The organism is Kitasatospora sp. NPDC001603 (assembly GCF_040298365.1).
Lineage (GTDB): Bacteria > Actinomycetota > Actinomycetes > Streptomycetales > Streptomycetaceae > Kitasatospora.
The window spans coordinates 142,569-166,225 of sequence record NZ_JBEPAA010000007.1; the positions used below are offsets into that span (position 1 = coordinate 142,569).

The 23,657-nt window shown below is 71.5% G+C and carries 21 protein-coding genes and 2 tRNA genes; 15 read left to right on the forward strand and 8 right to left on the reverse strand.

Annotated features, from left to right (window positions below):
• Positions 1-150 precede the first annotated feature (150 nt).
• From rsmG to rpmH, 6 genes are all read right to left on the reverse strand, one after another.
• Entirely contained in the window at positions 151-984 is an 834-nt protein-coding gene (gene rsmG, locus ABT263_RS07510; RefSeq protein WP_329488795.1) for a 16S rRNA (guanine(527)-N(7))-methyltransferase RsmG, read from the reverse strand.
• Positions 985-1,162: 178 nt separating this feature from the next.
• On the reverse strand, positions 1,163-1,693 hold the full coding sequence (locus tag ABT263_RS07515; RefSeq protein WP_329488796.1) for a Jag family protein: 531 nt from the start codon (positions 1,691-1,693) through the stop codon (positions 1,163-1,165).
• 84 nt (positions 1,694-1,777) lie between these two features.
• Positions 1,778-2,935, reverse strand: a complete 1,158-nt coding sequence (yidC, locus tag ABT263_RS07520; RefSeq protein WP_352288571.1) for a membrane protein insertase YidC — start codon at positions 2,933-2,935, stop codon at positions 1,778-1,780.
• Positions 2,932-3,303, reverse strand: coding sequence for a membrane protein insertion efficiency factor YidD (gene yidD, locus ABT263_RS07525; RefSeq protein ID WP_352288573.1), 372 nt, complete (start codon positions 3,301-3,303; stop codon positions 2,932-2,934). The genes yidC and yidD overlap by 4 nt, the downstream gene beginning before the upstream one ends.
• On the reverse strand, positions 3,300-3,728 hold the full coding sequence (rnpA, locus tag ABT263_RS07530; protein WP_352288575.1) for a ribonuclease P protein component: 429 nt from the start codon (positions 3,726-3,728) through the stop codon (positions 3,300-3,302). The genes yidD and rnpA overlap by 4 nt, the downstream gene beginning before the upstream one ends.
• Before the next feature lie 18 nt (positions 3,729-3,746).
• Positions 3,747-3,884 (reverse strand): 50S ribosomal protein L34, encoded by a 138-nt coding sequence (gene rpmH / locus ABT263_RS07535; RefSeq protein WP_148643823.1) that lies wholly within the window; start codon positions 3,882-3,884, stop codon positions 3,747-3,749.
• A gap of 442 nt (positions 3,885-4,326) precedes the next feature.
• On the opposite strand from rpmH, the gene dnaA reads away from it, so the two are divergent.
• The 13 genes from dnaA to ABT263_RS07600 all read left to right on the forward strand — a co-directional run bounded on the left by dnaA (position 4,327) and on the right by ABT263_RS07600 (position 20,009).
• A complete protein-coding gene (dnaA, locus tag ABT263_RS07540; RefSeq protein WP_352288578.1) occupies positions 4,327-6,213 on the forward strand; it encodes a chromosomal replication initiator protein DnaA in 1,887 nt (628 codons plus the stop codon).
• 946 nt (positions 6,214-7,159) lie between these two features.
• Complete coding sequence (dnaN, locus tag ABT263_RS07545) at positions 7,160-8,290, forward strand: DNA polymerase III subunit beta (protein WP_329488801.1); 1,131 nt, start codon at positions 7,160-7,162, stop codon at positions 8,288-8,290.
• Positions 8,291-8,496: 206 nt separating this feature from the next.
• Entirely contained in the window at positions 8,497-9,372 is an 876-nt protein-coding gene (gnd, locus tag ABT263_RS07550) for a phosphogluconate dehydrogenase (NAD(+)-dependent, decarboxylating) (RefSeq protein WP_329488802.1), read from the forward strand.
• Between the two features lie 46 nt (positions 9,373-9,418).
• The gene (recF, locus tag ABT263_RS07555) at positions 9,419-10,552 is read left to right on the forward strand and encodes a DNA replication/repair protein RecF (protein WP_329488803.1); all 1,134 of its coding nucleotides are present in this window, start codon (positions 9,419-9,421) and stop codon (positions 10,550-10,552) included.
• A gap of 163 nt (positions 10,553-10,715) precedes the next feature.
• Positions 10,716-11,315 carry a DciA family protein gene (locus ABT263_RS07560; RefSeq protein WP_352288580.1) on the forward strand — a complete coding sequence of 200 codons (600 nt, stop codon included), beginning with the start codon at positions 10,716-10,718 and terminating at the stop codon, positions 11,313-11,315.
• A 256-nt stretch (positions 11,316-11,571) separates the two neighbouring features.
• Entirely contained in the window at positions 11,572-13,596 is a 2,025-nt protein-coding gene (gene gyrB / locus ABT263_RS07565) for a DNA topoisomerase (ATP-hydrolyzing) subunit B (RefSeq protein ID WP_329488805.1), read from the forward strand.
• Positions 13,597-13,652: 56 nt separating this feature from the next.
• The gene (gene gyrA, locus ABT263_RS07570; RefSeq protein WP_380387630.1) at positions 13,653-16,259 is read left to right on the forward strand and encodes a DNA gyrase subunit A; all 2,607 of its coding nucleotides are present in this window, start codon (positions 13,653-13,655) and stop codon (positions 16,257-16,259) included.
• A gap of 150 nt (positions 16,260-16,409) precedes the next feature.
• Positions 16,410-17,156, forward strand: coding sequence for a DUF3566 domain-containing protein (locus ABT263_RS07575; RefSeq protein WP_329488806.1), 747 nt, complete (start codon positions 16,410-16,412; stop codon positions 17,154-17,156).
• A 269-nt stretch (positions 17,157-17,425) separates the two neighbouring features.
• A complete protein-coding gene (locus ABT263_RS07580; protein ID WP_352288583.1) occupies positions 17,426-18,811 on the forward strand; it encodes a class I SAM-dependent methyltransferase in 1,386 nt (461 codons plus the stop codon).
• Positions 18,812-18,827: 16 nt separating this feature from the next.
• A tRNA-Ile gene (locus ABT263_RS07585) sits at positions 18,828-18,904 on the forward strand.
• A 121-nt stretch (positions 18,905-19,025) separates the two neighbouring features.
• Positions 19,026-19,340, forward strand: coding sequence for a DUF6191 domain-containing protein (locus tag ABT263_RS07590; protein ID WP_352288586.1), 315 nt, complete (start codon positions 19,026-19,028; stop codon positions 19,338-19,340).
• Positions 19,341-19,616: 276 nt separating this feature from the next.
• A complete protein-coding gene (locus ABT263_RS07595; protein ID WP_014137031.1) occupies positions 19,617-19,745 on the forward strand; it encodes a DLW-39 family protein in 129 nt (42 codons plus the stop codon).
• Positions 19,746-19,936: 191 nt separating this feature from the next.
• Positions 19,937-20,009 (forward strand) — tRNA-Ala (locus ABT263_RS07600).
• A 75-nt stretch (positions 20,010-20,084) separates the two neighbouring features.
• Here ABT263_RS07600 and ABT263_RS07605 read toward each other — a convergent pair.
• Complete coding sequence (locus tag ABT263_RS07605; protein ID WP_352288589.1) at positions 20,085-20,972, reverse strand: DUF5324 family protein; 888 nt, start codon at positions 20,970-20,972, stop codon at positions 20,085-20,087.
• Between the two features lie 262 nt (positions 20,973-21,234).
• Here ABT263_RS07605 and ABT263_RS07610 point away from each other — a divergent pair, with 262 nt between their 5' ends.
• Entirely contained in the window at positions 21,235-22,140 is a 906-nt protein-coding gene (locus ABT263_RS07610) for a rhomboid family intramembrane serine protease (protein WP_352288592.1), read from the forward strand.
• Positions 22,141-22,452: 312 nt separating this feature from the next.
• On the opposite strand, the gene crgA is transcribed toward ABT263_RS07610, so the two are convergent.
• Positions 22,453-22,701, reverse strand: a complete 249-nt coding sequence (gene crgA / locus ABT263_RS07615; RefSeq protein ID WP_329488811.1) for a cell division protein CrgA — start codon at positions 22,699-22,701, stop codon at positions 22,453-22,455.
• A gap of 172 nt (positions 22,702-22,873) precedes the next feature.
• Between crgA and ABT263_RS07620 the strand changes: the two genes are divergently transcribed.
• Positions 22,874-23,635: a DUF881 domain-containing protein gene (locus ABT263_RS07620; protein WP_329488813.1), complete on the forward strand. Its 762-nt coding sequence runs from the start codon at positions 22,874-22,876 to the stop codon at positions 23,633-23,635.
• Positions 23,636-23,657 lie beyond the last annotated feature (22 nt).

Genomic DNA, 23,657 nt, shown 5'->3' on the forward strand with positions numbered 1-23,657 from the left:
CGGCCGCCCGCCGGTCGCTCCGGTGTCACCGGGCCCGCCGCCGGCTCCTTCGGCGCGGGCCCGGGTGCCGGGGACGACGACCGCGCGCGGCCGGAACGCCGAACGGGCGGGTGGTCCGAAGACCACCCGCCCGTTCCCGCTCCCGCCCGCTCAGCGGCTGCGGCGCCGTCCGCCCCGGCTCCGCTCACCGGTGCGCGGGGCCCCGGCGTTGCGCCCGGCCCGGGCCGCCCGGGCCCGCCGGGTCGCCGCCTTGACCCCGCCGGGGCTCTCCCCCGCCTTCACCTGGATCACCCGGGTCGAGGTCTCCAGCGTGCCCTCGCCCACCGAGATGACCGTCCACTCGACCGCGCCCAGCTTGGCCAGCCCGGCCCGCGAGTCGGCCAGCTCCTGCTCGGCGCTGTCCCCCTTGAGCGCCAGCATCTGGCCGTGCGGGCGCAGCAGCGGCATGCCCCAGCCGGCGAGCCGGTCCAGCGGTGCCACCGCCCGGGCGGTCACCACGTCCACCGCGAGCTTGCCGACCATCTCCTCGGCGCGCCCGCGCAGCACGGTGACGTTCTCCAGGCCGAGCTCACGGACCACCTCCTCCAGGAACGTGGTGCGGCGCAGCAGCGGCTCCAGCAGCGTCACCGAGACGTCCGGGCGCGCCAGCGCGACGGGGATGCCGGGCAGCCCGGCCCCGGAGCCGACGTCGCACAGGGTCGACCCGGGCGGCAGCAGCTCGGCGAGCACCGCGCAGTTCAGCACGTGGCGGTCCCAGAGCCGGGGCACCTCGCGAGGGCCGATCAGCCCGCGCTGGACTCCCGCGGTGGCCAGCAGCTCGGTGTAGCGGACCGCCGCCTCGTAGCGGTCACCGAAGACCTCCCGAGCCACGGCCGGGGCGGCGGCCAGCCCCTCGGCCGCCGCGCCTTCGGCGCCCGGGCCCTCAGCGGCCGAACTACCGGCACCCGCCGCCGGATCCCCGGCTGCCGCGCTCTCCGTGTCCATCTCGACCTCTCCGCTCCCCGGATCCACCGACCCGCTCTCCGCACTGTTTCACGTGAAACATCTTTCGCCGGGCCACGCCCCGCGAAGGGACGACGACCCCGCCCGCACGAGGCGGACGGGGTCGAGTCCTCTGAAGGTCACCGGTCGCCGAAGCGGCCGGTCATCGACTTCCCCGGTGTCAGGCCGGCAACACGACCACGCACCGCTGGGGCTCTTCGCCCTCCGACTCACTGCGCAGACCGGCCGCGGCGACGGCGTCGTGCACGACCTTGCGCTCGAAGGGCGTCATGGCCCGCAGCTTGACCTGCTCCCCCGAGCTCTTGACCTGCTCCGCGGCCTGGGCCCCGAGCTCGGCCAGCTCGGTGCGCTTGCGGGCGCGGAAGCCGGCAATGTCCAGCATGAGGCGGCTGCGCTCGCCGGTCTCCCGGTGGACAGCCAACCGGGTCAGCTCCTGCAGGGCCTCCAGCACCTCGCCGTCCTGGCCGACCAGGCGCTGCAGGGCGCGGTCATTGCCGTCGCCGACGATGGACACCAGGGCGCGGTCGCCCTCGACGTCCATGTCGATGTCCCCATCGAGGTCGGCGATGTCGAGCAGACCCTCCAGGTAGTCCGCCGCGATGTCGCCCTCCTGCTCCAGGCGGGAGACGAGGCTCTCGTCGGCGCTGGAAGCGGCCTCGACCTCGACGGCGGAGGTGGTGCCTTCCGTCACTGATGGACTCCTTCGGGGATGGGCCCGGATGGTGGGCCGGGAACGAGGTTCAGAGGGCCGCTGGGACGGTCCGGGGCCGGTCGGTCAGGACTTCTTCTTCGGCCGCTGGCCGCCCTGCCCACCGCGCTTCGGCTGCTGCCGGCCGCCCTGCCGGGCCGGGCCGGACTTGGCCCCGGAGGGCCTGGTCGCGGTCGGCTTGGCACCGGCGGACTCGGCCGGGACCGCGGCCTCGGACTCCTCGGCCGGGGCCGGGGCGTCCTTGGTGAGGCTGGCCGTCGGAGCGGCACCGGTGTGCTGGCGCTGCGACTTGGTCTGCTTGCGCGGCTGCTGGCGGCGCACCTGCACCGCGTCCTCGACGACGGCCTCGGCGGACGCGGCCGTCTTCTTCGGAGGCAGCATGCCCCAGAGGGCGCCCTTGATCTCCGAGCCGTCCGGGTTGAGGCGGCCGTTCTTCTTCAGCCGGACCTGGCGCTCGTCCCAGGCCTTGCTGCCGGGCGTCGGGTTGTTCCGGATGACGATCAGCTGCTGGCCCATCGACCAGACGTTGGTGGTCAGCCAGTAGACCAGCACACCGACGGGGAAGTTGATGCCCATCACGGCGAACATGATCGGGAAGACGTACATCAGCATCTTCTGCTGCTGCATGAACGGCGTCTTGATCGTGAGGTCGACGTTCTTGGTCATCAGCTGGCGCTGCGTGATGAACTGCGACAGCGACATCAGGATGATCATCACCGCGGTGACGATCTTGACGCTGACCTCGCTGCTGCCGAGGAAGGTCGCCGACAGCGGGGCGCCGAAGATGTGCGCCTGGCCGGCGCTGGTCAGCAGGTCGCCGTGGATGACGCCGATCGGCTCGCTCTTGGCGACCTTGGCGAGCACGCCGTAGAGGGCGGTGAAGAACGGCGCCTGCACGATGATGGGAAGGCAGCTGGAGAACGGGTTGGTACCCGCCTCCTTGTACAGCTTCATCATCTCTTCGGACTGGCGCTGCTTGTCGTTCTTGTAGCGCTCCTGGATGGCCTTCATCTTCGGCTGGATCGCCTGCATGGCCCGGGTCGCCTTGATCTGCTTCACGAAGAGCGGGATCAGGCAGATCCGGATGACGACCACCATCGAGGCGATGGCAAGACCCCAGGCCCAGCCACCGTTCGGGTCGAAGACGTGGCTGTACAGCGAGTGGAACTGGACGATGATCCAGGACACCGCTGTGTACAGGGGGTTCAGGAAGGAGAAGGTCACCGGTCAGGCTCCTTGGACATTGGGATCGGCCCCACGGGACCAATGGTCGCCGGGCCCTCTGGGTCCGGACCGGCGGGGGGCGTGGCGACCGGCTGATCGGCGGCGGACCCGCGGTTCAGCAGGTCACGCAGCCGGCGGTGCCACACCGGGTGCTTGCGCGGCGGAACATGATCGACCCCGCCGGGCGTCCACGGATTGCAGCGCAGGATGCGCCACACGGTCAGGCCGCCGCCCTTGACCGCCCCGTGCACCTTCACGGCCTCGAAGCCGTAGTGCGAGCAGGAGGGGTAATAGCGGCAGACCGGACCGAGCAGCGGGCTGATGGTCCACTGGTAGACCCTGATCAGACCCATCAGCAGGTACTTCATCGACCTGCTCCCGTCGGCGCCGTCACGGCGGGCTCCGCCTTCAGCAGCCGCTTGAGCGCCGCGTCCAGGTCGCGTTCCAGGTCCTGGTACGAGGCGGACGCGGCCGGGGGCAGCGCACGCACCACTATCAGGCTACCGGCGGGCAGCCCGGAGAGACGATCACGGACGAGGTGGCGCAGTCGGCGCTTGACCAGGTTACGGACGACCGCCGGACCGACGGCCTTGCTCACGACGAAACCCGCACGCGCCGAAGGAGTCCCCTCGGCGACGTGCGGGCGGGAGTCGCTGGCCCGGTCGGCCTGCCCCGTGAGGTCGCCGTCTCTGCTGAGATGGACGACCAGTAGGGGCCGGCCGGCCCGGCGACCGCGTTTCACCGCGGTCGCGAAGTCCTGGCGCCGCCGCAGCCGATTCTCGGAGGGCAGCACAACAGACTCTGGCGCGGATCAGGCGGAGATGGCGCTGCGGCCCTTGCCACGGCGGGCGGCCAGGATGGCACGGCCGGCGCGGGTACGCATACGCAGCCGGAAGCCGTGGGTCTTCGCGCGGCGACGGTTGTTCGGCTGGAAGGTGCGCTTGCTCACTCGGGGGCTCCTGAGGTGAATCGTAGGATGACGGGAAGTCGCTTGGCCGTCACCGTGCGTCCGCGTGATCTCCCCTGATACGGAAATCCGACCCGTCCTCCCAGTTCGGCTGGGGTTCAGGGCAATCCACGGCGCCCGTGCTGCGCGCCTTATGGAGCGGGTGGACCCGCGGACATGCGGCAGCGGCCATCGACAACTCGACCTGGTTACGGTACGCGGGACGGGGCGCGAGGGTCAAACCAGCCCTTCACGACGGACGCCCCGGGCCGCGCGCACGGCCCCCGTCGCCCACAGCCTGTGGACAACGACTTGATCCGGCTCTGTTCGCTGACTACCGTTGCAGGACTTGTCTGGTTTTGTTCTTCGTCAACGGACACAGATCCACAGTCTCTTGATCCACCACCCCTGCTGGAGCCGCGGGGAACCGAGAAAGCGTGCACCAGTGGCTGATGTCAACAGCGACCTCGTCCCGGTCTGGGCGAGAGTCGTCGAGCGGCTGGTCAGCGACCCGGACGTCGGGGAGATGGACAAGCAGTGGGTGCAGCGCACCCAGCCGATGTGGATGATGCACGACACCGCCCTGCTGGCGACCCCCAACGAGCGGGCCAAGCAGGTGCTGGAGGGGCGACTGCTGCCCCAGCTGACCGAGGCGCTCAGCCGCGAACTCAGCCGCCCGGTCCGGATCGCGGTGATGGTCGACGCCAACGCCGTCCCCACCACCCCCGCGCCCGCGCAGGACGAGCCGCCGGCCGGCGAGCCGTACCAGCGCGACGACGGCGGCGACTACGGGCACCAGGGCTACGAGCGCCGCTACGACTCCGAGTCCGGCTACGAGCACGACCGGTACGACGACGGCGGCGGCTACCAGGAGCACCAGGCGCCGGCGTACGGCTCGGGCCGGCCGCCGGGCGGCGGCTACGGCGGCCCGCCGCAGAACCAGCCCTGGGAGAGCCACCAAAGCCACCAGGGTCACCAGGGTCACCAGAGCCACCAGGGCTATCCCGAGCACGGTTCCGGCTACCCCGAGCAGGAGCCGCCCGCCCAGCGCCCGGCTCCCCGCCCGGCGCACGGCCCCTCGTCGACCACCCAGGGCGACCTTTTCGGCGGCGCCTACGGCCCCGGCCCCGGCGAGCACCCGCGGACCGGCGGTGCCCGGCGCGGTCCCGGCGGGCGCCCGGCCCCCGGCCGGCCCGCGGAGAAGCCCGGCCCCGAGCGCGCCACCGACCGCGCGGCCGTCCCCGGCGTGCCGGCCCCGCCCGGCGCTCCCCCGGCCGGCGGCTCCCGCAAGGACGAGCCCGCGGCCCGGCTGAACCCCAAGTACCTCTTCGACACCTTCGTCATCGGCGCGAGCAACCGCTTCGCGCACGCGGCGGCGGTGGCCGTCGCCGAGGCCCCGGCCAAGGCGTACAACCCGCTCTTCATCTACGGCGAGTCCGGGCTGGGCAAGACCCACCTGCTGCACGCCATCGGGCACTACTCGCGCAGCCTCTTCCCGGGCACCCGGGTGCGCTACGTGTCGTCGGAGGAGTTCACCAACGAGTTCATCAACTCGATCCGGGACGGCAAGGCGGACGCGTTCCGCAAGCGGTACCGGGACATGGACATCCTGCTGGTGGACGACGTGCAGTTCCTGGCGAGCAAGGAGTCCACGCAGGAGGAGTTCTTCCACACCTTCAACACCCTGCACAACGCGAACAAGCAGATCGTCCTCTCGTCCGACCGGCCGCCCAAGCAGCTGATCACGCTGGAGGACCGGCTGCGCAACCGCTTCGAGTGGGGGCTGATCACCGACGTCACCCCGCCGGAGCTGGAGACCCGGATCGCGATCCTGCGCAAGAAGGCGATCCAGGAGCAACTCAACGCCCCGGCGGACGTGTTGGAGTTCATCGCGTCCAGGATCACCCGCAACATCCGGGAGTTGGAGGGCGCCCTGATCCGGGTCACCGCCTTCGCCAACCTCAACCGGGCGCCGGTGGACCTGGAGTTGGCCGGCATCGTCCTCAAGGACCTCATCCCCGGCGGGGACGAGGACGCCGGACCGGAGATCACCGCGCAGGTCATCATGCAGCAGACCGCCGCCTACTTCGGGCTGGGCGTGGACGACCTCTGCGGATCCTCCCGCAGCCGGGTGCTGGTGACGGCGCGCCAGATCGCCATGTACCTCTGCCGGGAGCTGACCGACCTCTCGCTGCCGAAGATCGGCGCGCAGTTCGGCGGCCGCGACCACACCACGGTGATGCACGCCGACCGCAAGATCCGGTCGCTGATGGCCGAGCGGCGCTCGATCTACAACCAGGTCACCGAACTGACCAACCGCATCAAGAGCTAGCCGGACCGGACGGACGGGCCGTCCGCACCCCTGCGAGGGCGTCAGGAGCGATCCTGACGCCCTTTCGGCATATCCGGAGGTGTGCGTCGCCGATCGGCTGGGCAGGAATGCCCCGACGGACGCTCCGCCAGTCCGCCGCCCGCGCCGAACATCTGACCGGTGATTCGAACACCCCGGGCGCGCAGGGCCGTTGTCCACAGGCGGAGCCGGTTCTCCACCGTCCACAGGCCACCGGCCCGCGAGTTATCCAGAATTCCTCCACAGGCCGCGCGCCGCTACGCTCTTCCGCGCAGGTCAGGTGCCTGTGGACTTGTGCACAACAGTTATCCACAGGCTGTGGACAATTGGCGGGCCGTCAGTGGGCCATTCGGGTTGTCCACCGGTTGTCCCCAGGGTGACGGCGGTTATCCCCAGGTTGTCCACAGCCGCGTCCACAGTTCGACAACCGTGGGCCCGCGTTCATGCCCTGGTGTGAAAGGCGTCACGAAAAGTTGACCGGCCCCCGTGGATAACCGGGCCCGGATCTGGGGACAGCGCTGGGGATAACCTGTGGATACCCAACGTGCCCTGTGGGTAACGCTCCGCTGTCCACAGCGGGCCCTGTTCGTCCACAGCCGCCGTCCACACCTCCTGTGGACAAAAAACTGGGTCTGACCTGCACGAACAGGGTTATCCACGGTTTCCACAGGCCCTACTACTACCACTACACCTATAGACCAGTTGAAGGGCTTGAAAGCAGGTGGGGCCGAAATCTGTGGACAACCGCTCCCCGACATCTGTTCGGCCTGCTTCCGCCCGTCTGCCCCGTCTGTCGGTGGAGTACGTCAGACTGTCCTCTGCGACTGGATGCGGAGTGGCAGAGCTCGGCGGCCGGCCGCACCGACGACCAAGATCAGACCAACCAGACTTTGCGAGCGGGAGCGCTCGATCCAGGAGGCGGTTACCGGTGAAGTTCCGGGTGGAGCGTGACGTCCTCGCGGAGGCGGTGGCCTGGGCTGCCCGCAGCCTCCCGGCACGGCCGCCGGTGCCGGTGCTGGCCGGCCTGCTGCTGACGGCGCAGGAGGGCAGCCTGGCGCTGTCCGGCTTCGACTACGAGGTCTCGGCCCGGGTCGAGCTGGAGGCGGACGTCGAGGAGGCCGGCACCGTGCTGGTCTCCGGCCGGCTGCTGAACGACATCTCGCGCAACCTTCCCAACCGGCCTGTGGAGATCTCCACCGACGGCCAGCGGGTCAGCGTGGTCTGCGGCAGCTCCCGGTTCACCCTCCCCACCCTGCCGGTGGACGAGTACCCGGCCCTGCCCCAGATGCCGACCGCGACCGGCACCGTCTCCGGTGACGTGTTCGCCTCGGCGGTCAGCCAGGCCGCGGTGGCCGCCGGCCGCGACGACACCCTCCCGGTGCTCACCGGTGTGCGGGTCGAGATCGAGGGCGACCGGATCACCCTGGCCGCCACCGACCGCTACCGCTTCGCCGTCCGCGAGCTGCTGTGGAAGCCCGAGCAGCCGGACATCTCGGCGGTCGCGCTGGTCCCCGCCAAGACGCTGCAGGACATCGCCAAGTCCCTGGGCAGCGGCGACACCGTCTCGATCGCGCTGTCCTCGGGCGGCGCGGGCGAGGGCCTGATCGGCTTCGAGGGCGCCGGCCGCCGGACCACCACCCGGCTGCTGGAGGGCGAGTTCCCCAAGTTCCGCAGCCTCTTCCCGACGGAGTTCAGCGCCGTCGCCGCGATCCAGACGCAGCCCTTCCTGGAGGCGCTCAAGCGCGTCTCGCTGGTCGCCGAGCGCAACACCCCGGTCCGGCTCAACTTCGAGCAGGGCGTGCTGACGCTGGAGGCCGGTTCGGGCGACGACGCCCAGGCCACCGAGCGGATCGACGCGGACCTGGAGGGCGACGACATCTCGATCGCCTTCAACCCGGGCTACCTGGAGGAGGGCCTCAAGGCCATCGACTCCGCCTACGCCCAGCTGAGCTTCACCACGCCGACGAAGCCGGCGCTGCTCAGCGGCAAGGCCTCGGTGGACACCGAGGCCGACGAGGCCTACCAGTACCTGATCATGCCGGTCCGCCTCTCCGGCTGACCGACCGCCCGGGGCGGCTCCGGCCGCCCCGCCGGTGTCACGAGCGCGCGTCGCCCGGGTTGTCCACAGCCCGGGCGTCCAGCCTGTGGAAGGCCTCCCCCGGTCGGCCCGACCACGGGGAGGCCCTCGCGCTTCAGCGCGTAGGCTCAGGGCAGCGCGGCAACGGCGCCGCAGGCAGGCACGTCACCCCAGGTAAGGACTTGGTCATGGAGCTCGGCCTCATCGGTCTCGGCAAGATGGGCGGCAACATGCGCGAGCGGATCCGCCGCGCCGGCCACACCGTCATCGGTTACGACCGCAACCCCGACATCTCCGATGTCGAGAGCCTCCAGGAGCTCGTGACCAAGCTCCAGGGCCCGCGCGTGGTCTGGGTCATGGTTCCGGCCGGGGCCGCCACCCAGGCGACCGTGGACGAGCTCGCCGAGCTGCTCTCCCCCGGCGACGTGGTCGTGGACGGCGGGAACTCCCGCTGGACGGACGACATCAAGCACGCCGAGTCGCTGGCCGCCAAGGGCATCGGCTTCGTCGACTGCGGCGTCTCCGGCGGCGTCTGGGGCCTGGAGAACGGCTACGCGCTGATGTACGGCGGCGACGCCGAGCACGTCGCCAAGGCGAAGCCGGTCTTCGACGCCCTCAAGCCCGAGGGCGACTTCGGCTCGGTGCACGCGGGCGCGGTCGGCGCCGGCCACTTCGCCAAGATGGTCCACAACGGCATCGAGTACGCGATGATGCAGGCCTTCGCCGAGGGCTGGGAGCTGCTGGAGGCGGCCCCCGAGGTCACCGACGTGCGCGAGGTCTTCCGCAGCTGGCAGGAGGGCACGGTCATCCGCTCCTGGCTGCTGGACCTCGCCGTTCGCGCGCTGGACGACGACGAGCACCTGGCCAAGCTCAAGGGCTGGGCCGCCGACTCCGGCGAGGGCCGCTGGACGGTCGAGGCCGCGATCGACCACGCCGTGCCGCTGCCCGCGATCACCGCCTCGCTCTTCGCCCGGTTCGCGTCCCGCCAGGACGACTCGCCGCAGATGAAGATGATCGCCGCGCTGCGCAACCAGTTCGGCGGCCACGCGGTCGAGTCGAAGTAGTCCGCCCCACCGGGACGTCCACAGAAGGCGAGCGCAGTCCACAGCCATGCACGTCGCGCATCTGTCGCTCGCCGACTTCCGTTCCTACGCCCGGGCCGAGGTTCCCCTCGACCCGGGCGTGACGGCGTTCGTCGGGCCCAACGGCCAGGGCAAGACCAACCTGGTCGAGGCGATCGGCTACATCGCCACCCTGGGCAGCCACCGGGTGGCCACCGACGCCCCGCTGATCCGGCTCGGCGCCGAGCGGGCGGTGATCCGCACCTCGGTGGTGGCCGGGAGCCGCAGCACCCTGGTCGAACTGGAGATCACCCCGGGCAAGGCCAACCGCGCCCGGATCAACCGCTCCGACAACGTCCGGCCCAGGGACGTCCTGGGCCTGCTGCGCACCGTGCTGTTCGCTCCCGAGGACCTCAGCCTGGTCAAGGGCGACCCGGGCGAGCGCCGGCGCTTCCTGGACGAGCTGCTGACCGCCCGGGCGCCCCGGCTGGCCGGCGTCCGGCAGGACTACGAGCGGGTGCTGAAGCAGCGCAACGCCCTGCTGAAGACCGCCGCGATGGCCCGCCGCTCCGGCGGCGGCAAGGGCGCGGACCTCTCCACCCTGGAGGTCTGGGACGGCCACCTGGCACGTGCCGGAGCCGAGCTGACCGCCTTCCGGATCCAGCTGGTCGCCTCCCTGCAACCGCTGGTGACAGCCGCGTACGGGCAGCTCGCGCCCGCCGGCGGCGAGACCGTGCTGGAGTACCGCAGCTCCTTCGAGGGCGAGCTGCCGACCAGCCGCGAGCAGGCCGAGGAGCAACTGCTCCAGGCCCTGCGGGCGGCCCGCAAGCAGGAGGTCGAGCGCGGTCTGACGCTGGTCGGGCCGCACCGCGACGAGCTGGGCCTGCGGCTCGGGCCGCTGCCGGCCAAGGGCTACGCCAGCCACGGCGAGTCCTGGTCGTTCGCGCTGGCGCTGCGGCTGGCCTCCTACGAGCTGCTGCGCGCCGACGGCGGCGAACCGGTGCTGATCCTCGACGACGTCTTCGCCGAGCTGGACGCCACCCGCCGGGACCGGCTGGCCGAGCTGGTCGCCGGCGGCGAGCAGGTCCTGGTCACCGCGGCGGTCGCGGAGGACGTGCCGAAGGCCCTGGCCGGGGCCCGGTACTCGGTGGCCGACGGTGCGGTGCGCCGGGTCGACGCCTGACGGACGGCGGCCGCGCGCCCCGTTCCTCCACCGCACCTCCACACCTGCCGCCCCTTCGACCTGCCGTCCGGCGTGCCCCCGTCCCCGTCCGCTCCCGTACGCTGGACGGCTCACCGGCGCGTAGCCGCGACCGTTGTCCACAGGCTGGGGAAAGGAGATCGCCATGAGCGATCCGACCGGGAAGACCCCTCAGCCGGGTGCCCTCCCGCTGACCGCCCTCCCGCCGGCCGCCGACCAGCCGGAGGCCGGGCAGCCGGGCGGCCCGGCACCGACCGGCGCCGACCTGGCCCGTTCGGCGCTGCGGGCGGCCCGGGCGCAGGCCCGCCAGCGGGGCGAGCAGGTCCGGGAGAAGCGCGAGGCGAAGCGGTACGGGCTGCGCAGCGGGGCGCGCTCGGACGGCCGTGACCCGGTGCCGCTGGGGGCGGCGCTGAACCGGCTGCTGACCGAGCGCGGGTGGGAGTCCTCGGCGGCGGTCGGCGGGGTGATGGGCCGTTGGGCGCAGATCGTCGGCCCCGACATCTCGGCGCACTGCGAGCCCACCTCCTACGACGACGCGGCCGCGGTGCTCACCGTGCAGTGCGACTCCACCGCCTGGGCCACTCAACTGCGTTGGCTGGCAAGGCAGTTGGTGGCCCGTCTGAATCACGAGCTGGGCCGCGGCACGGTCAAGACGATCAAGGTGCTGGGGCCGGCCGCGCCGGTCCGCGGCTACGGCCGGCTGCGCGCGCCGGGGAGCAAGGGACCGGGCGACACCTGGGGGTGACCGCGGGCGCCCGCGGTCGAGCGGACCGGAATCTTCCGGAACCCCTGACGGCCCTTCCAGGCGCTCTGTGCCCCCGGGGCGAGTATCGGGACATGTGCAGAGGGGATTCAGGGCGGCGTATCTGCCCTCAGGGGCTGCCAAAAGCCCATCTCTGTCAGTCCTACCGGTAGACTGAGAGCCAAACACTGTTGCTAGTGGCAACCGAGTCGAAACGCCGTGGTCGCACGCTCGCCCGCACGGGGCGGGGATGCGGCCCGTGCTGTGCCAGAGAGGGCGCTTCGTGGCCGATTCCGGCAACCCCAGCCAGACCCCAGACCAGACCGAGCAGGCGGCCGAGAGCACCTACACCGGAAGCAACATCCAGGTGCTGGAGGGCCTCGACGCCGTCCGCAAGCGCCCCGGCATGTACATCGGCTCGACCGGTGAGCGTGGCCTGCATCACCTGGTGCAGGAGGTCGTGGACAACTCCGTCGACGAGGCGATGGCCGGGTACGCCGACACCATCGACGTCACGCTCCTCGCCGACGGCGCGGTCCGCGTCGTCGACAACGGCCGAGGCATCCCGGTGGACATCGTCCCCGGCCAGGAGAAGCCGGCCGTCGAGGTCGTGCTCACCGTCCTGCACGCGGGCGGCAAGTTCGGCGGCGGCGGCTACGCCGTCTCCGGCGGCCTGCACGGCGTCGGCGTCTCGGTGGTGAACGCCCTGTCCACCCGTCTCGCGGTGGAGATCCACCGGGACGGGCACCTCTGGACCCAGGAATACAAGATGGGCGCGCCGACCGCCGCCCTGGTGAAGGGCGAGCCGACCGAGCGGACCGGCACCACCGTCACGTTCTGGGCCGACCCGGACATCTTCGAGACCACGGTCTACTCCTTCGAGACGCTCTCCCGGCGCTTCCAGGAGATGGCGTTCCTCAACAAGGGCCTGACCATCTCGCTGACCGACGAGCGGCCGGAGCACGCGGACGAGGAGGGCAACCCGCTCTCCGTCACGTACCGGTACGACGGCGGCATCGCCGACTTCGTCGCCCACCTGAACTCCCGCAAGGGCGACGTGATCCACCCCTCGGTGATCGACTTCGAGGCGGAGGACAAGGAGAAGACGATCTCCGTGGAGGTCGCGATGCAGTGGAACTCCTCGTACACCGAGGGGGTCTACTCGTTCGCCAACACCATCCACACCCACGGCGGCGGTACCCACGAGGAGGGCTTCCGCGCGGCGCTGACCGGCCTGGTCAACCGCTACGCGCGGGACAAGAAGCTGCTCCGCGAGAAGGACGACAACCTCTCCGGCGAGGACATCCGCGAGGGTCTGACCGCGATCATCTCGGTCAAGCTCGGCGAGCCGCAGTTCGAGGGCCAGACCAAGGACAAGCTGGGCAACACCGAGGCGAAGACCTTCGTCCAGCGGGTGGTCCACGAGCAGCTGAACGACTGGCTGGACCGCAACCCGAACGAGGCCTCGGACATCATCCGCAAGTCCATCCAGGCCGCCACCGCGCGCGTGGCCGCCCGGAAGGCGCGGGACCTGACCCGCCGCAAGGGCCTGCTGGAGTCCGCCTCGCTGCCCGGCAAGCTGAGCGACTGCCAGTCCAAGGACCCGGCCGAGTGCGAGATCTTCATCGTCGAGGGCGACTCCGCCGGCGGCTCCGCCAAGCAGGGCCGTGACCCGCGCATCCAGGCGATCCTCCCGATCCGCGGCAAGATCCTGAACGTCGAGAAGGCCCGGATCGACAAGGTGCTGCAGAACACCGAGGTCCAGGCGCTGATCTCGGCCTTCGGCTGCGGTATCCAGGAGGACTACGACGAGTCCAAGCTGCGCTATCACAAGATCGTCCTGATGGCCGACGCCGACGTCGACGGGCAGCACATCCGCACCCTGCTGCTCACCCTGCTGTTCCGCTTCATGCGGCCGCTGGTCGAGTCCGGCTACGTCTACCTCGCGATGCCCCCGCTGTACAAGATCAAGTGGGGCAAGGACGACTTCGACTACGTGTACTCCGACCGCGAGCGCGACGCCACCATCGCGGCGGGCGTCGCGGCCGGTCGCCGGCTGCCCAAGGACGACGCGATCCAGCGCTTCAAGGGTCTCGGCGAGATGAACGCCGAGGAACTGCGGGTGACCACCATGGACCAGGCCCACCGCCTGCTCCAGCAGATCACCCTGGAGGACGCGGCCCGCGCCGACGACCTCTTCTCCGTCCTGATGGGCGAGGACGTCGAGGCCCGCCGCTCCTTCATCCAGCGCAACGCCAAGGACGTCCGCTTCCTGGACGTGTGACGGGGCCCGCCCCTGCCAGCACAGTCCAGTCACGCGTGAAAGGAAACTGACCACCAGTGGTCGACGACAACCGTCCCGACGGCGAGCAGCCGGACGCCAGTACCGCCACCGACACCTTCGTGTCCCGGGTCGAGCCGATCGAGCTCGAGACCGAGATGCAGCGCTCGTACCTCGACTACGCGATGAGCGTGATCGTCAGCCGTGCGCTGCCCGAGGTCCGCGACGGCCTCAAGCCGGTGCACCGGCGCGTGCTCTACGCCATGTACGACGGCGGGTACCGCCCCGAGAAGGGCTACTACAAGTGCGCCCGCGTCGTCGGCGACGTCATGGGCAACTACCACCCGCACGGTGACACCTCGATCTACGACACCGTGGTCCGCCTGGCCCAGCCGTGGTCGCTGCGGATGCCGCTGGTGGACGGCAACGGCAACTTCGGCTCGCCGGGCAACGACCCGGCCGCGGCCATGCGCTACACCGAGTGCAAGCTGATGCCGCTGGCCATGGAGATGATGCGCGACATCGACGAGGAGACCGTCGACTTCGCCGCCAACTACGACGGCCGCTCGCAGGAGCCCACCGTCCTGCCCGCGCGCATCCCCAACCTGCTGGTCAACGGTGCCACCGGCATCGCGGTCGGCATGGCCACCAACATCCCGCCGCACAACCTGCGCGAGGTCGCCTCCGGCGCGCTCTGGGCGCTGGAGCACCCGGAGGCCTCCAACGAGGAGCTGCTGGAGGCCCTGATCGAGCGGATCAAGGGCCCGGACTTCCCGACCGGCGCGCTGATCGTCGGCCGCCGCGGGATCGAGGAGGCGTACCGCACCGGGCGCGGCTCGATCACCATGCGCGCGGTGGTCGAGGTCGAGGAGATCCAGGGCCGCCAGTGCCTGGTGATCACCGAGCTGCCCTACCAGGTCAACCCGGACAACCTCGCGCTGAAGATCGCCGACCTGGTCAAGGACGGCAAGGTCGCCGGCATCGCCGACGTCCGCGACGAGTCCTCCTCGCGCACCGGCCAGCGCCTGGTCATCGTGCTCAAGCGGGACGCCGTCGCCAAGGTCGTGCTGAACAACCTCTACAAGCACACCGACCTGCAGACCAACTTCGGCGCCAACATGCTGGCGCTGGTCGACGGCGTGCCGCGCACGCTCTCGCTCGACGCCTTCATCCGGCACTGGGTCAACCACCAGGTCGACGTCATCGTCCGGCGCACCACCTTCCGGCTGCGCAAGGCCGAGGAGCGGGCGCACATCCTGCGCGCCCTGCTGCGGGCCCTGGACATGATCGACGAGGTCATCGCGCTGATCCGGGCCTCGGCCAGCGCCGACGCCGCCCGCAGCGGCCTGATGGAGCTGCTCGCCATCGACGAGCTCCAGGCCAACGCGATCCTGGAGATGCAGCTGCGCCGCCTGGCCGCCCTGGAGCGCCAGCGGATCATGGACGAGCACGACGAGCTGCAGCGCAAGATCGACGAGTACAACGCGATCCTGGCCTCCCCGGGCCGTCAGCGCGAGATCATCTCCGAGGAGCTGACCGCGATCGTCGAGAAGTACGGCGACGAGCGGCGCTCCACCCTCATCCCCTCCGACGGCGACCTCTCCATCGAGGACCTCATCGCCGAGGAGGACATCGTCGTCACGATCACCCGTGGCGGCTACGTCAAGCGGACCCGCTCCGACCTCTACCGCTCGCAGAAGCGCGGCGGCAAGGGCGTGCGCGGTGCGCAGCTCAAGCAGGACGACATCGTCGACCACTTCTTCGTGACGACGACCCACAACTGGATCCTGTTCTTCACCAACAAGGGCCGGGTCTACCGGGCCAAGGGCTACGAGCTGCCGGACGCCGGCCGGGACGCCCGCGGCCAGCACGTGGCCAACCTGCTGGCCTTCCAGCCGGAGGAGCACATCACCCAGGTGATGGCGGTGCGCACCTACGAGGACAAGCCGTACCTCGTGCTCGCCACCCGGGCCGGTCTGGTGAAGAAGTCCGCGCTCAAGGACTACGACTCGCCCCGCTCCGGCGGCCTGATCGCGATCAACCTGCGCCAGGACGAGGAGGGCCGGGACGACGAGCTGATCGGCGCCGAGCTGGTCTCCGCCGAGGACGACCTGCTGCTGGTCTCCCGCAAGGCCCAGTCGATCCGCTTCACCGCGACCGACGACGCGCTGCGGCCCACCGGCCGCGCCACCTCCGGCGTCAAGGGCATGTCCTTCCGCGAGGACGACGAACTGCTGTCGATGAACGTGGTCCGGCCGGGGACGTACGTCTTCACCGCCACCGACGGTGGCTACGCCAAGCGCACCGGGGTGGACGAGTACCGTGTCCAGGGGCGCGGCGGTTTCGGCACCAAGGCGGCGAAGATCGTCGAGGGCCGCGGATCGCTGGTCGGCGCCCTGGTGGTGGACGACAGCGACGAGATCATGGCGATCACCCTCTCGGGCGGGGTGATCCGCACGAGGGTTTCCGAGGTTCGTGAAACCGGACGTGACACCATGGGCGTCCAACTGATCAACCTCGGAAAGCGCGACGCGGTGGTGGGCATGGCCCGCAACGCGGAGGCCGAGGGCGAGGAGCTGTTGGAGGACGAGGCGTCCGACGCCGAGTCCACCGAGGTGGCCGAGGGTACGGAGACGGTGGCGGGCGGCGAGGAAGCCCAGGCCTGACCCCTACCGCGCAGGCCGGTGCCGTTGCGTCCGAACACGGGCGCGGCGGCGCCGGCCGCCGACCAGTTCCGGGCAATCCCGCCGGGTGCTGGATGACGAGTGACGACGCAGGGCGGCGCCGCCGCCCTGGTGGGAAGTGCGGGAGGACCAGTGAGTGGAGCCACGGGTGCTGCGGGAGGAGCCACCGGCGGCCGTCCGGGCGCAGCACAGGGCGGCGGGGGCTACGGGGTGCCGCAGCCGCCGGCCGAGCACCCCGCCGCGTCCACCTCGCTGATGCCACCGGTCGGTGCGGCGGGTCAGGGCGGGGCGACGTACGGCGGGCAGCCGACCCCTCCGCCGCCGGGAGCGCCGGCGCCGGGCGGTAGCGGGTTCTCGCAGCCGACCACGTACGCCAAGGGGCAGCCGACGCCGCCCCGGGGCACCCGGGTGGGCGGCAACACCCCGCCCGGCGGGACGCCCGTCCCGGGCGGCGCCCCGCGCCGGCCCGGCGCGGCGCCGGCCGTCGGGGGCGCCGGCCTCGGCCGGACCCGCAAGGCCCGGCTGCGGATCACCAAGGCCGACCCGTGGTCGGTGATGAAGGTGAGCTTCCTGCTGTCGCTGGCGGTCGGGATCATCATCATCGTGGCGGCGGCCGTCCTGTGGATGACGCTGGACTCGCTCGGGGTCTTCGACTCGCTCGGCAAGACCCTCAAGGAGGTCACCGCCGGCGAGGCGCCCAACAGCGGCATCAACCTGATGGACTACGTCGGGTTCGGCAAGGTGATGACCTTCACCTCGCTGATCGCGGTGGTCGACGTCGTACTGCTGACCGCGCTCTCCACGCTCTCGGCGTTCATCTACAACGCGGCCGCCGGCTTCACCGGTGGCATCGAGCTGACCCTGGCCGAGGAGGACTGACCCCGGCCGCGCCGGACCTGGTCTGACTCCCGGTCACATCGTCGTCCGCGGACGGAATGTGCGGGCCCCGACGGCTGTTGCAGCCTTCGGGGCCCGTCGGCGTTTCGGGTGACAGCCGGTCCCCGCGGCGTGCCGCCCGGTCGGGCGTCCGCCGCGGTGGGATTAGCTGGACGCGCTCGTGCCGAGCACCGAGTGCCGCGGGCCCGCCCCCCGGTCCGACCGGCCGGGGCGGGTACGGCTGTGCAGGTACGGCTGGACGGAGGCGCGCGATGGCTCAGCTCGCAAGGCAACTGGTCGAGGCCCTGGAAGGGCTGCTGGGGGTCCCGGTACCGCTGCGGGTGCAGGTGTGGGACGGCAGTGCCGCCGGGCCGCCGGGGGCGCCCACGGTGGTGCTGCGCAACCGGCGGGCGCTGCGCCGGCTGCTCTGGCAGCCGGGTGAGCTGGGCCTGGCCCGGGCCTACGTGTCGGGGGACCTGGAGCTCGCTCCGGGCGCCGACCTCTACGAGGTGCTGACGGTGGTCGCGCACCTCGCCGAGCGTCCCGAGATCCGGCAGCTGGCGCTGGGCCCCGGCGACGTGGTCGGCCCCCGGGGCCGCCGGGTGCTGGGGGCGCTGCTCCGGGCGGGTGCGCTCGGCCCGCAGCCCGCCCCGCCGCCGGAGGAGGCCGGGGCCGTCCGGGGCCGGGTGCACAGCCGCAGCCGGGACCGCGCGGCGATCAGCCACCACTACGACGTCGGCAACGACTTCTACGGGCTCGTCCTGGGCTCCTCGATGGTGTACTCCTGCGCCTACTGGGAGCCCGCCGCCAAGAGCCTGGAGGCCGCCCAGGAGGCCAAGCTCGACCTGATCTGCCGCAAGCTCGGCCTGCGGCCGGGGATGCGCCTGCTGGACGTCGGCTGCGGCTGGGGCTCGCTGGTGCTGCACGCCGCGCGGCACTACGGCGTCACCGCGGTCGGCGTCTCCATCTCCGAGGAGCAGGTCGCGCTCGCCCGCCGGCGGGTCGAGGAGGCCGGCCTGGCGGACCGGATCGAGATCCGGCTGCAGGACTACCGGGAGATCCCGGACGGCCCGTTCGACGCCATCTCCAGCGTCGGCATGGCCGAGCACGTCGGCTCCGAGCAGTACCGGGTCTACGCCGACGGCCTGTACGGCCTGCTGGTGCCCGGTGGCCGGCTGCTCAACCACCAGATCGCCCGCCGCCCGGACCACCCGGGCGAGCCGCACCGCCCCAGCCCGTTCATCGACCGCTACGTCTTCCCGGACGGCGAGCTCTCCCCGGTCGGTTCCACCGTGGCCCGGCTGGAGGAGGCCGGCTTCGAGGTCCGCGACGTGGAGTCGCTGCGCGAGCACTACGGGCTGACGCTGCGCGAGTGGGTGGCCAACCTGGAGGCGCACTGGACGGAGGCGGTCCGCCTGGTCGGCCGCGGCCGGGCCCGGGTCTGGCGGCTGTACATGGCGGCCTCGGCGCTCGCCTTCGAGGAGAACCGGATCGGGATCAACCAGATCCTCGCCGTGCGCACCGGTCCCGAGGGGGCGGCCCACCTCCCGGCCACCCGTGAGGAGTGGCTGCTCCGCCGCCCCACCGCTTCCCACCAGCGGACTGCCGCCGGGGCCGGTGCCGATCAGGATTTGGGAGATCGGCCGTCGGTCCGCTAATCTTTCAGTGCGGCAAGGGCCTATAGCTCAGACGGTTAGAGCGCTTCCCTGATAAGGAAGAGGCCACAGGTTCAAGTCCTGTTAGGCCCACCACCGCGAAGGGCCCGGAGCGATCTCGCTCCGGGCCCTTCGGCGTTCTCGTGCCCGGACCGGGGAACCACGGGCCCGTCCCGGGGGTTGTCCGGGGGAGGGCGGGTGGAGGGATGGTGGCGGTATGGCGCTGTTCTGGGCGATGAGCATTCCCGGACTGGTCTGCGCGCTGGTCGTGCTGGCCTTCGTCGATCAACTGGCGCTGCGGGCCCGCCGGGCCCGCTGGATCCCCTGGCGGGGGACGGGCCGTGAGGGGCAGGTCTCGTCGACCGGCTTCGAGCAGCTGCACGCCCAGTTCGCGGCGGGCAAGCAGCACGAGCTGGACGAGCGGCGCAGCACGCTGATGCTGCGCGACGAGGAGGGGGAGGGGGCTCCGCCGCGGACCGGGGTGGACCTCGCCTCCGGTACCGCCGTGGTGGTCACGCCGCCCCGCCGGTGACCGGTCCGGGTCGGTCCGGAGGGCGTCCTGGGGCCGCTCACCGGCGGGCCGACCGTACGACAGGAGGTGTGGCGTCAATCCTCCGGCCGGACGGGTCGGTTGGCGGCAGCGGTGGCTGGTCACGATTGGGACACCGGTGTGTATCATCGGCCGCAAGGGCAGTCTGGCACCCGGCAGCCCGTTCGTGCTCGTAAGAACCCATGGACTCGTCGGCCCGGCCAATCCGGTCGGCGCACGGCTGTTGAGTCCGCTACGCAAGAAGGACGAGGTCCCGCGGTGAAGAAGCTTCTCCTGGTCGCCCTGGTCGCCCTCGGCGGCTTCTTTGTCTACCGTCAGGTCCAGGCGGACCGCGCCGAGCAGGACCTGTGGACCGAGGCCACCGACCCGGTCCCGGCCGGTCGCTGAGGCCCCGGACGATCTGACGATCGACGATCTTCGGAGACGCCGCAGCGCGTCTCCCCGGTCGGTCGGCCCGGTCGGACGACCGGGCCGACCGGCTCTTCTGGCACCGGCCGGGCACCAGTGCGGGGACGGGGCGTGGGATTCGCGCCGGGACCAGGTACGCTAGTGCCCGGCGGTACACGCGGTGCCGTCGAGGGGCTTTAGCTCAGTTGGTAGAGCGCTGCCTTTGCAAGGCAGATGTCAGGAGTTCGAGTCTCCTAAGCTCCACAGACGAACAGCCGATCGGCCGCTGACCTGAATCCGGGTCAGCGGCCGATCGGCGTTCTGGGGGGCGCGGGCCGGTCAGTGCGGCTTGCGCGGGTCGTGCGGCTTGGGCCGGTCCTCGTCGTGGTCGGGCCCGTCGGGGGTGGACGGGCCGGGTTCGGCGGCGCCGGACTCGGTCGGGACGTCCGGCGCCGCCGCGGTCTCGGCCGTGGAGCCGTTCACCGGGCTGGTGGTGGCCGCGTCCACGGTGCCGTCCGCGGTACCGGCGCTCGTGGCGTGCGAGCCGCCGGGGCGCGGGGCGGCCGCGGCCTCGGCCGGGCCGGGCGCCGGGGTGGGGGCCCCGGTCGTGGGCTCGACGAGCCACTCCGGGTCGCCCTGGTGCCGCCACCACTGCCAGACCAGGATGCCGCTGCCGATGGCGACGGCGCCCGCCACGGCGAGGCCGGTGGCCCAGCCGTTGCGGTGCTCCTTCCTGGCGTTGCGGGCGGCGAGGTCGCTGATCTCGGCCGAGGTGACGTGGCCCTGCAGCGCGGTCAGCGCGGCCGCGCCGCGGGTCTGCGCCTCCAGCGCGACGGGCGTGACGGTGGCGCGGGCCTCCTCGACCGCGTGGGCGACCTTGGGGACCACGGTGGAGCGGGCCTGGTCGGCGGCGCGGATCGCGGAGAGCCGGGCCGCCAGGGCGGTCTCCTGGGCCCGGTGGAGGGCCTTGAGGGTGTTCTTCTGGGCTTCCGGGGGAAGGCTGGCGAAGGCATGCTCGAACTGCGGGGCGATGTGCTTGGCGTACTGGACACGGGCGCTGTGCGCTGCCTGGGAGGCCTTCGGCCCGACGGCGTCCACAGCGGGCCCCAGCCGCTGCTTCGCGCCGTCCGCGAGGTGCACCGCGGTTTCCTTGGCGGTGGCGGCGTAGGGCGCGAGAGTTTCCCGGGTCTTGCCGGCCGTCTCACGTGCTGAGTCCAAACGGGTCACGAGTCTCTCCTCCTGGTGGCGTCCTATATGCACTTATCCACCTAAATGCTGATCATGCACGTTGATTTGTCTGAGAGCACTCCGGAGTGGGCCGTACGCGGGGTGCGGCGGGTCGCCCGGCCCCCGGCGTCCGGGGACCGGATCCGGCCGGTGGAGATCGCTCGGCGCCGACCCGCCGCAGTACGCTGACGATCCCGGTGCCACCCGTACGGCGGGTGCCGGCGGGACCGCGCCGCCGACGTACGAGAAGGGGTTACCGCTGATGCTCCCGGACGAGTCCAGGCCGCCGACGGACGAGGACCCGCGGCCGGGCGGCGGGTCCGGGGCGTCCCGCTGCTACCGGCACCCGGAGCAGGAGACCGGTATCGGCTGCTCCCGGTGCGGCCGGCCGATCTGCCCGCGGTGCATGGTGAACGCCTCGGTGGGCTTCCAGTGTCCGGAGTGCGTCAGCGGGGACAACCGGCGGGTGCGGCAGGCGACCACGCGGTTCGGCGGCAAGCCGGCCGCCGACGGCGCGCTGGTCACCAAGGTCCTGCTCGGACTCAACCTCGCGGTCTTCCTGCTGGCCGCCTACGTGCTGGAGCCGTGGCTTGCCGAGGACCTCTCGCTGTTCAGCGTCGGCCCGCAGATCACCGGCTTCCCGTACGGCGTGGCGGCCGGGCCGGACCAGTGGTACCGGCTGCTGACCGCGACCTTCCTGCACGTCGCGCCGTGGCACATCGCCACCAACATGGTGATGCTCTGGGTGATCGGTCCCTCGCTGGAGGCGGCGCTCGGCCGGATCCGCTTCCTGGCCGTCTACCTGCTGTCCGGCCTGGCCGGCAGTGCGTTCGCCTTCCTGCTGGCCGGCGGCTTCATGAACTCGCTGGGGGCGTCCGGCGCCATCTTCGGCCTGCTCGGCGCGACCGTGGTGATGTACAAGCAGACCAGGACGCCGCTGGGACCGGTGATCGCGCTGCTGGTCTTCAACCTGATCGTCACCTTCTCGGTGTCCGGCATCGACTGGCGGGCGCACATCGGCGGGCTGGTCGCCGGCACGCTGACCGCGATCGGGCTGATGTACGCCCCGCGGGAGCGCCGGACGGTCGTCCAGGCACTGACGGTGGCGGGGGTGGCCGGGCTGGTGCTGCTGATGGTCCTGGTCGGGACGGCCCGCTACGGCGGGTGACCGTCTCGGACGTTTGTCCACAGCGCGTGGGGGGTTGTGCACAGCCGGTGCGCCAGCCGGGCTGTGGACTGTTGTTCTACGCGTGTCCCGCTGTGCGTATTCGGCATTCGGGGGAGCGCGCGCCCGGGTGTGGACAGGGCGCCGGACGCGAGTTATCCACAGGCTGGGGAGACTTTTCCCCAGTGTGGATAACCATGTGGATAAGCGTGATAAGCGGGGTAACCGCCGTCCGGTGTCCGGACACACCGCAGCGCCGCCCCGCACGGCGCTGCCGGGGCGGCGGAGCGAACGCTCAGGGCCTGGGCCCCGGCGTCACTTCCACTGGGTGGAGACGCCGAATCCCGCCGCGATGAAGCCGAAGCCCACCAGGATGTTCCAGTTGGCCCAGCTCTCGACCGGCCAGGTGCCACTGGTCACGTAATAGGTGACGATCCAGACCAGACCGACCAGGAACAGTGCCAGCATCAGAGGGGCTACCCAGCTTCGGCCCGAGCTGATCTTCACCGTTGCCACCGTCGGCGGGGTGTAATCGGACTTCTTGCGGAGTCGAGACTTCGGCACGAGGAGCTCTCCTGTCGATGCGCTGTGAGACCGCGCAGGGGTTCAGCGGGTGGGGCGGCTGGTGGGTGGCGGCTGTGGAGAACGTTAGGGGAACCGGTCCCGCACATGCCACCGGCGTCCGTTAGCGTAGTGGCTCGGCGGGTCTGAAGGAGATAAGGGTACGGTGCCTAATTTGTCGATTCCTCCTCGGCCTGCCCGCTCTCGGGCCGCCGGCATCCGAATTGTCGGCCGTGCCCTGACCTGCGCCGTCTTCGCGCTCGCCGGCCTGCTCTTCTACATCAGCGCGCAGACCGCCCGCGGGACCGATCTGCGGACCGACAACTCGCTGCTGAGCCTCGGCGACGTGATACGCCAGCGCAGCTCGCAGAACCAGCAGTCCCAGGAGCAGCTCGCCGACCTCCAGGCGCGTTCCCAGGCGCTCACCGGCCAGCAGGGGCGCAGCCCCGCGGACGCCGCCCGGTTGACCGCCCTCCAGCAGGCCGCCGCCCTGGAACCGCTGCAGGGGCCCGGACTGACCGTCACCCTCAACGACGCGCCGCCGAACGCCACCGCGCGCATCCCCGGGGTGCCCGAGCCCGGCGTCAACGACCTCGTCATCCACCAGCAGGACATCCAGGCGGTGGTCAACGCGCTCTGGCGGGGCGGCGCCGAGGGCGTCCAGGTGATGGACCAGCGGCTGATCGCCACCAGCGCGGTCCGCTGCGTGGGCAACACCCTGCTGCTCCAGGGCCGGGTCTACTCCCCGCCGTACGTGGTCAAGGCGGTGGGCCGCACGGACGCGCTGCGGTCCGCGGTGGACGCCGACCCGACGATCCGCAACTACCTGCAGTACGTGCAGGCGTACGGGCTGGGCTGGAAGGTGCAGGAGAGCGGCGAGCTCAGCGTGCCCGGCTACTCCGGCACGGTCGACCTGGGTTCGGCCGGGGGACAGTGACGGCCGGCCGGTGACCACCGGC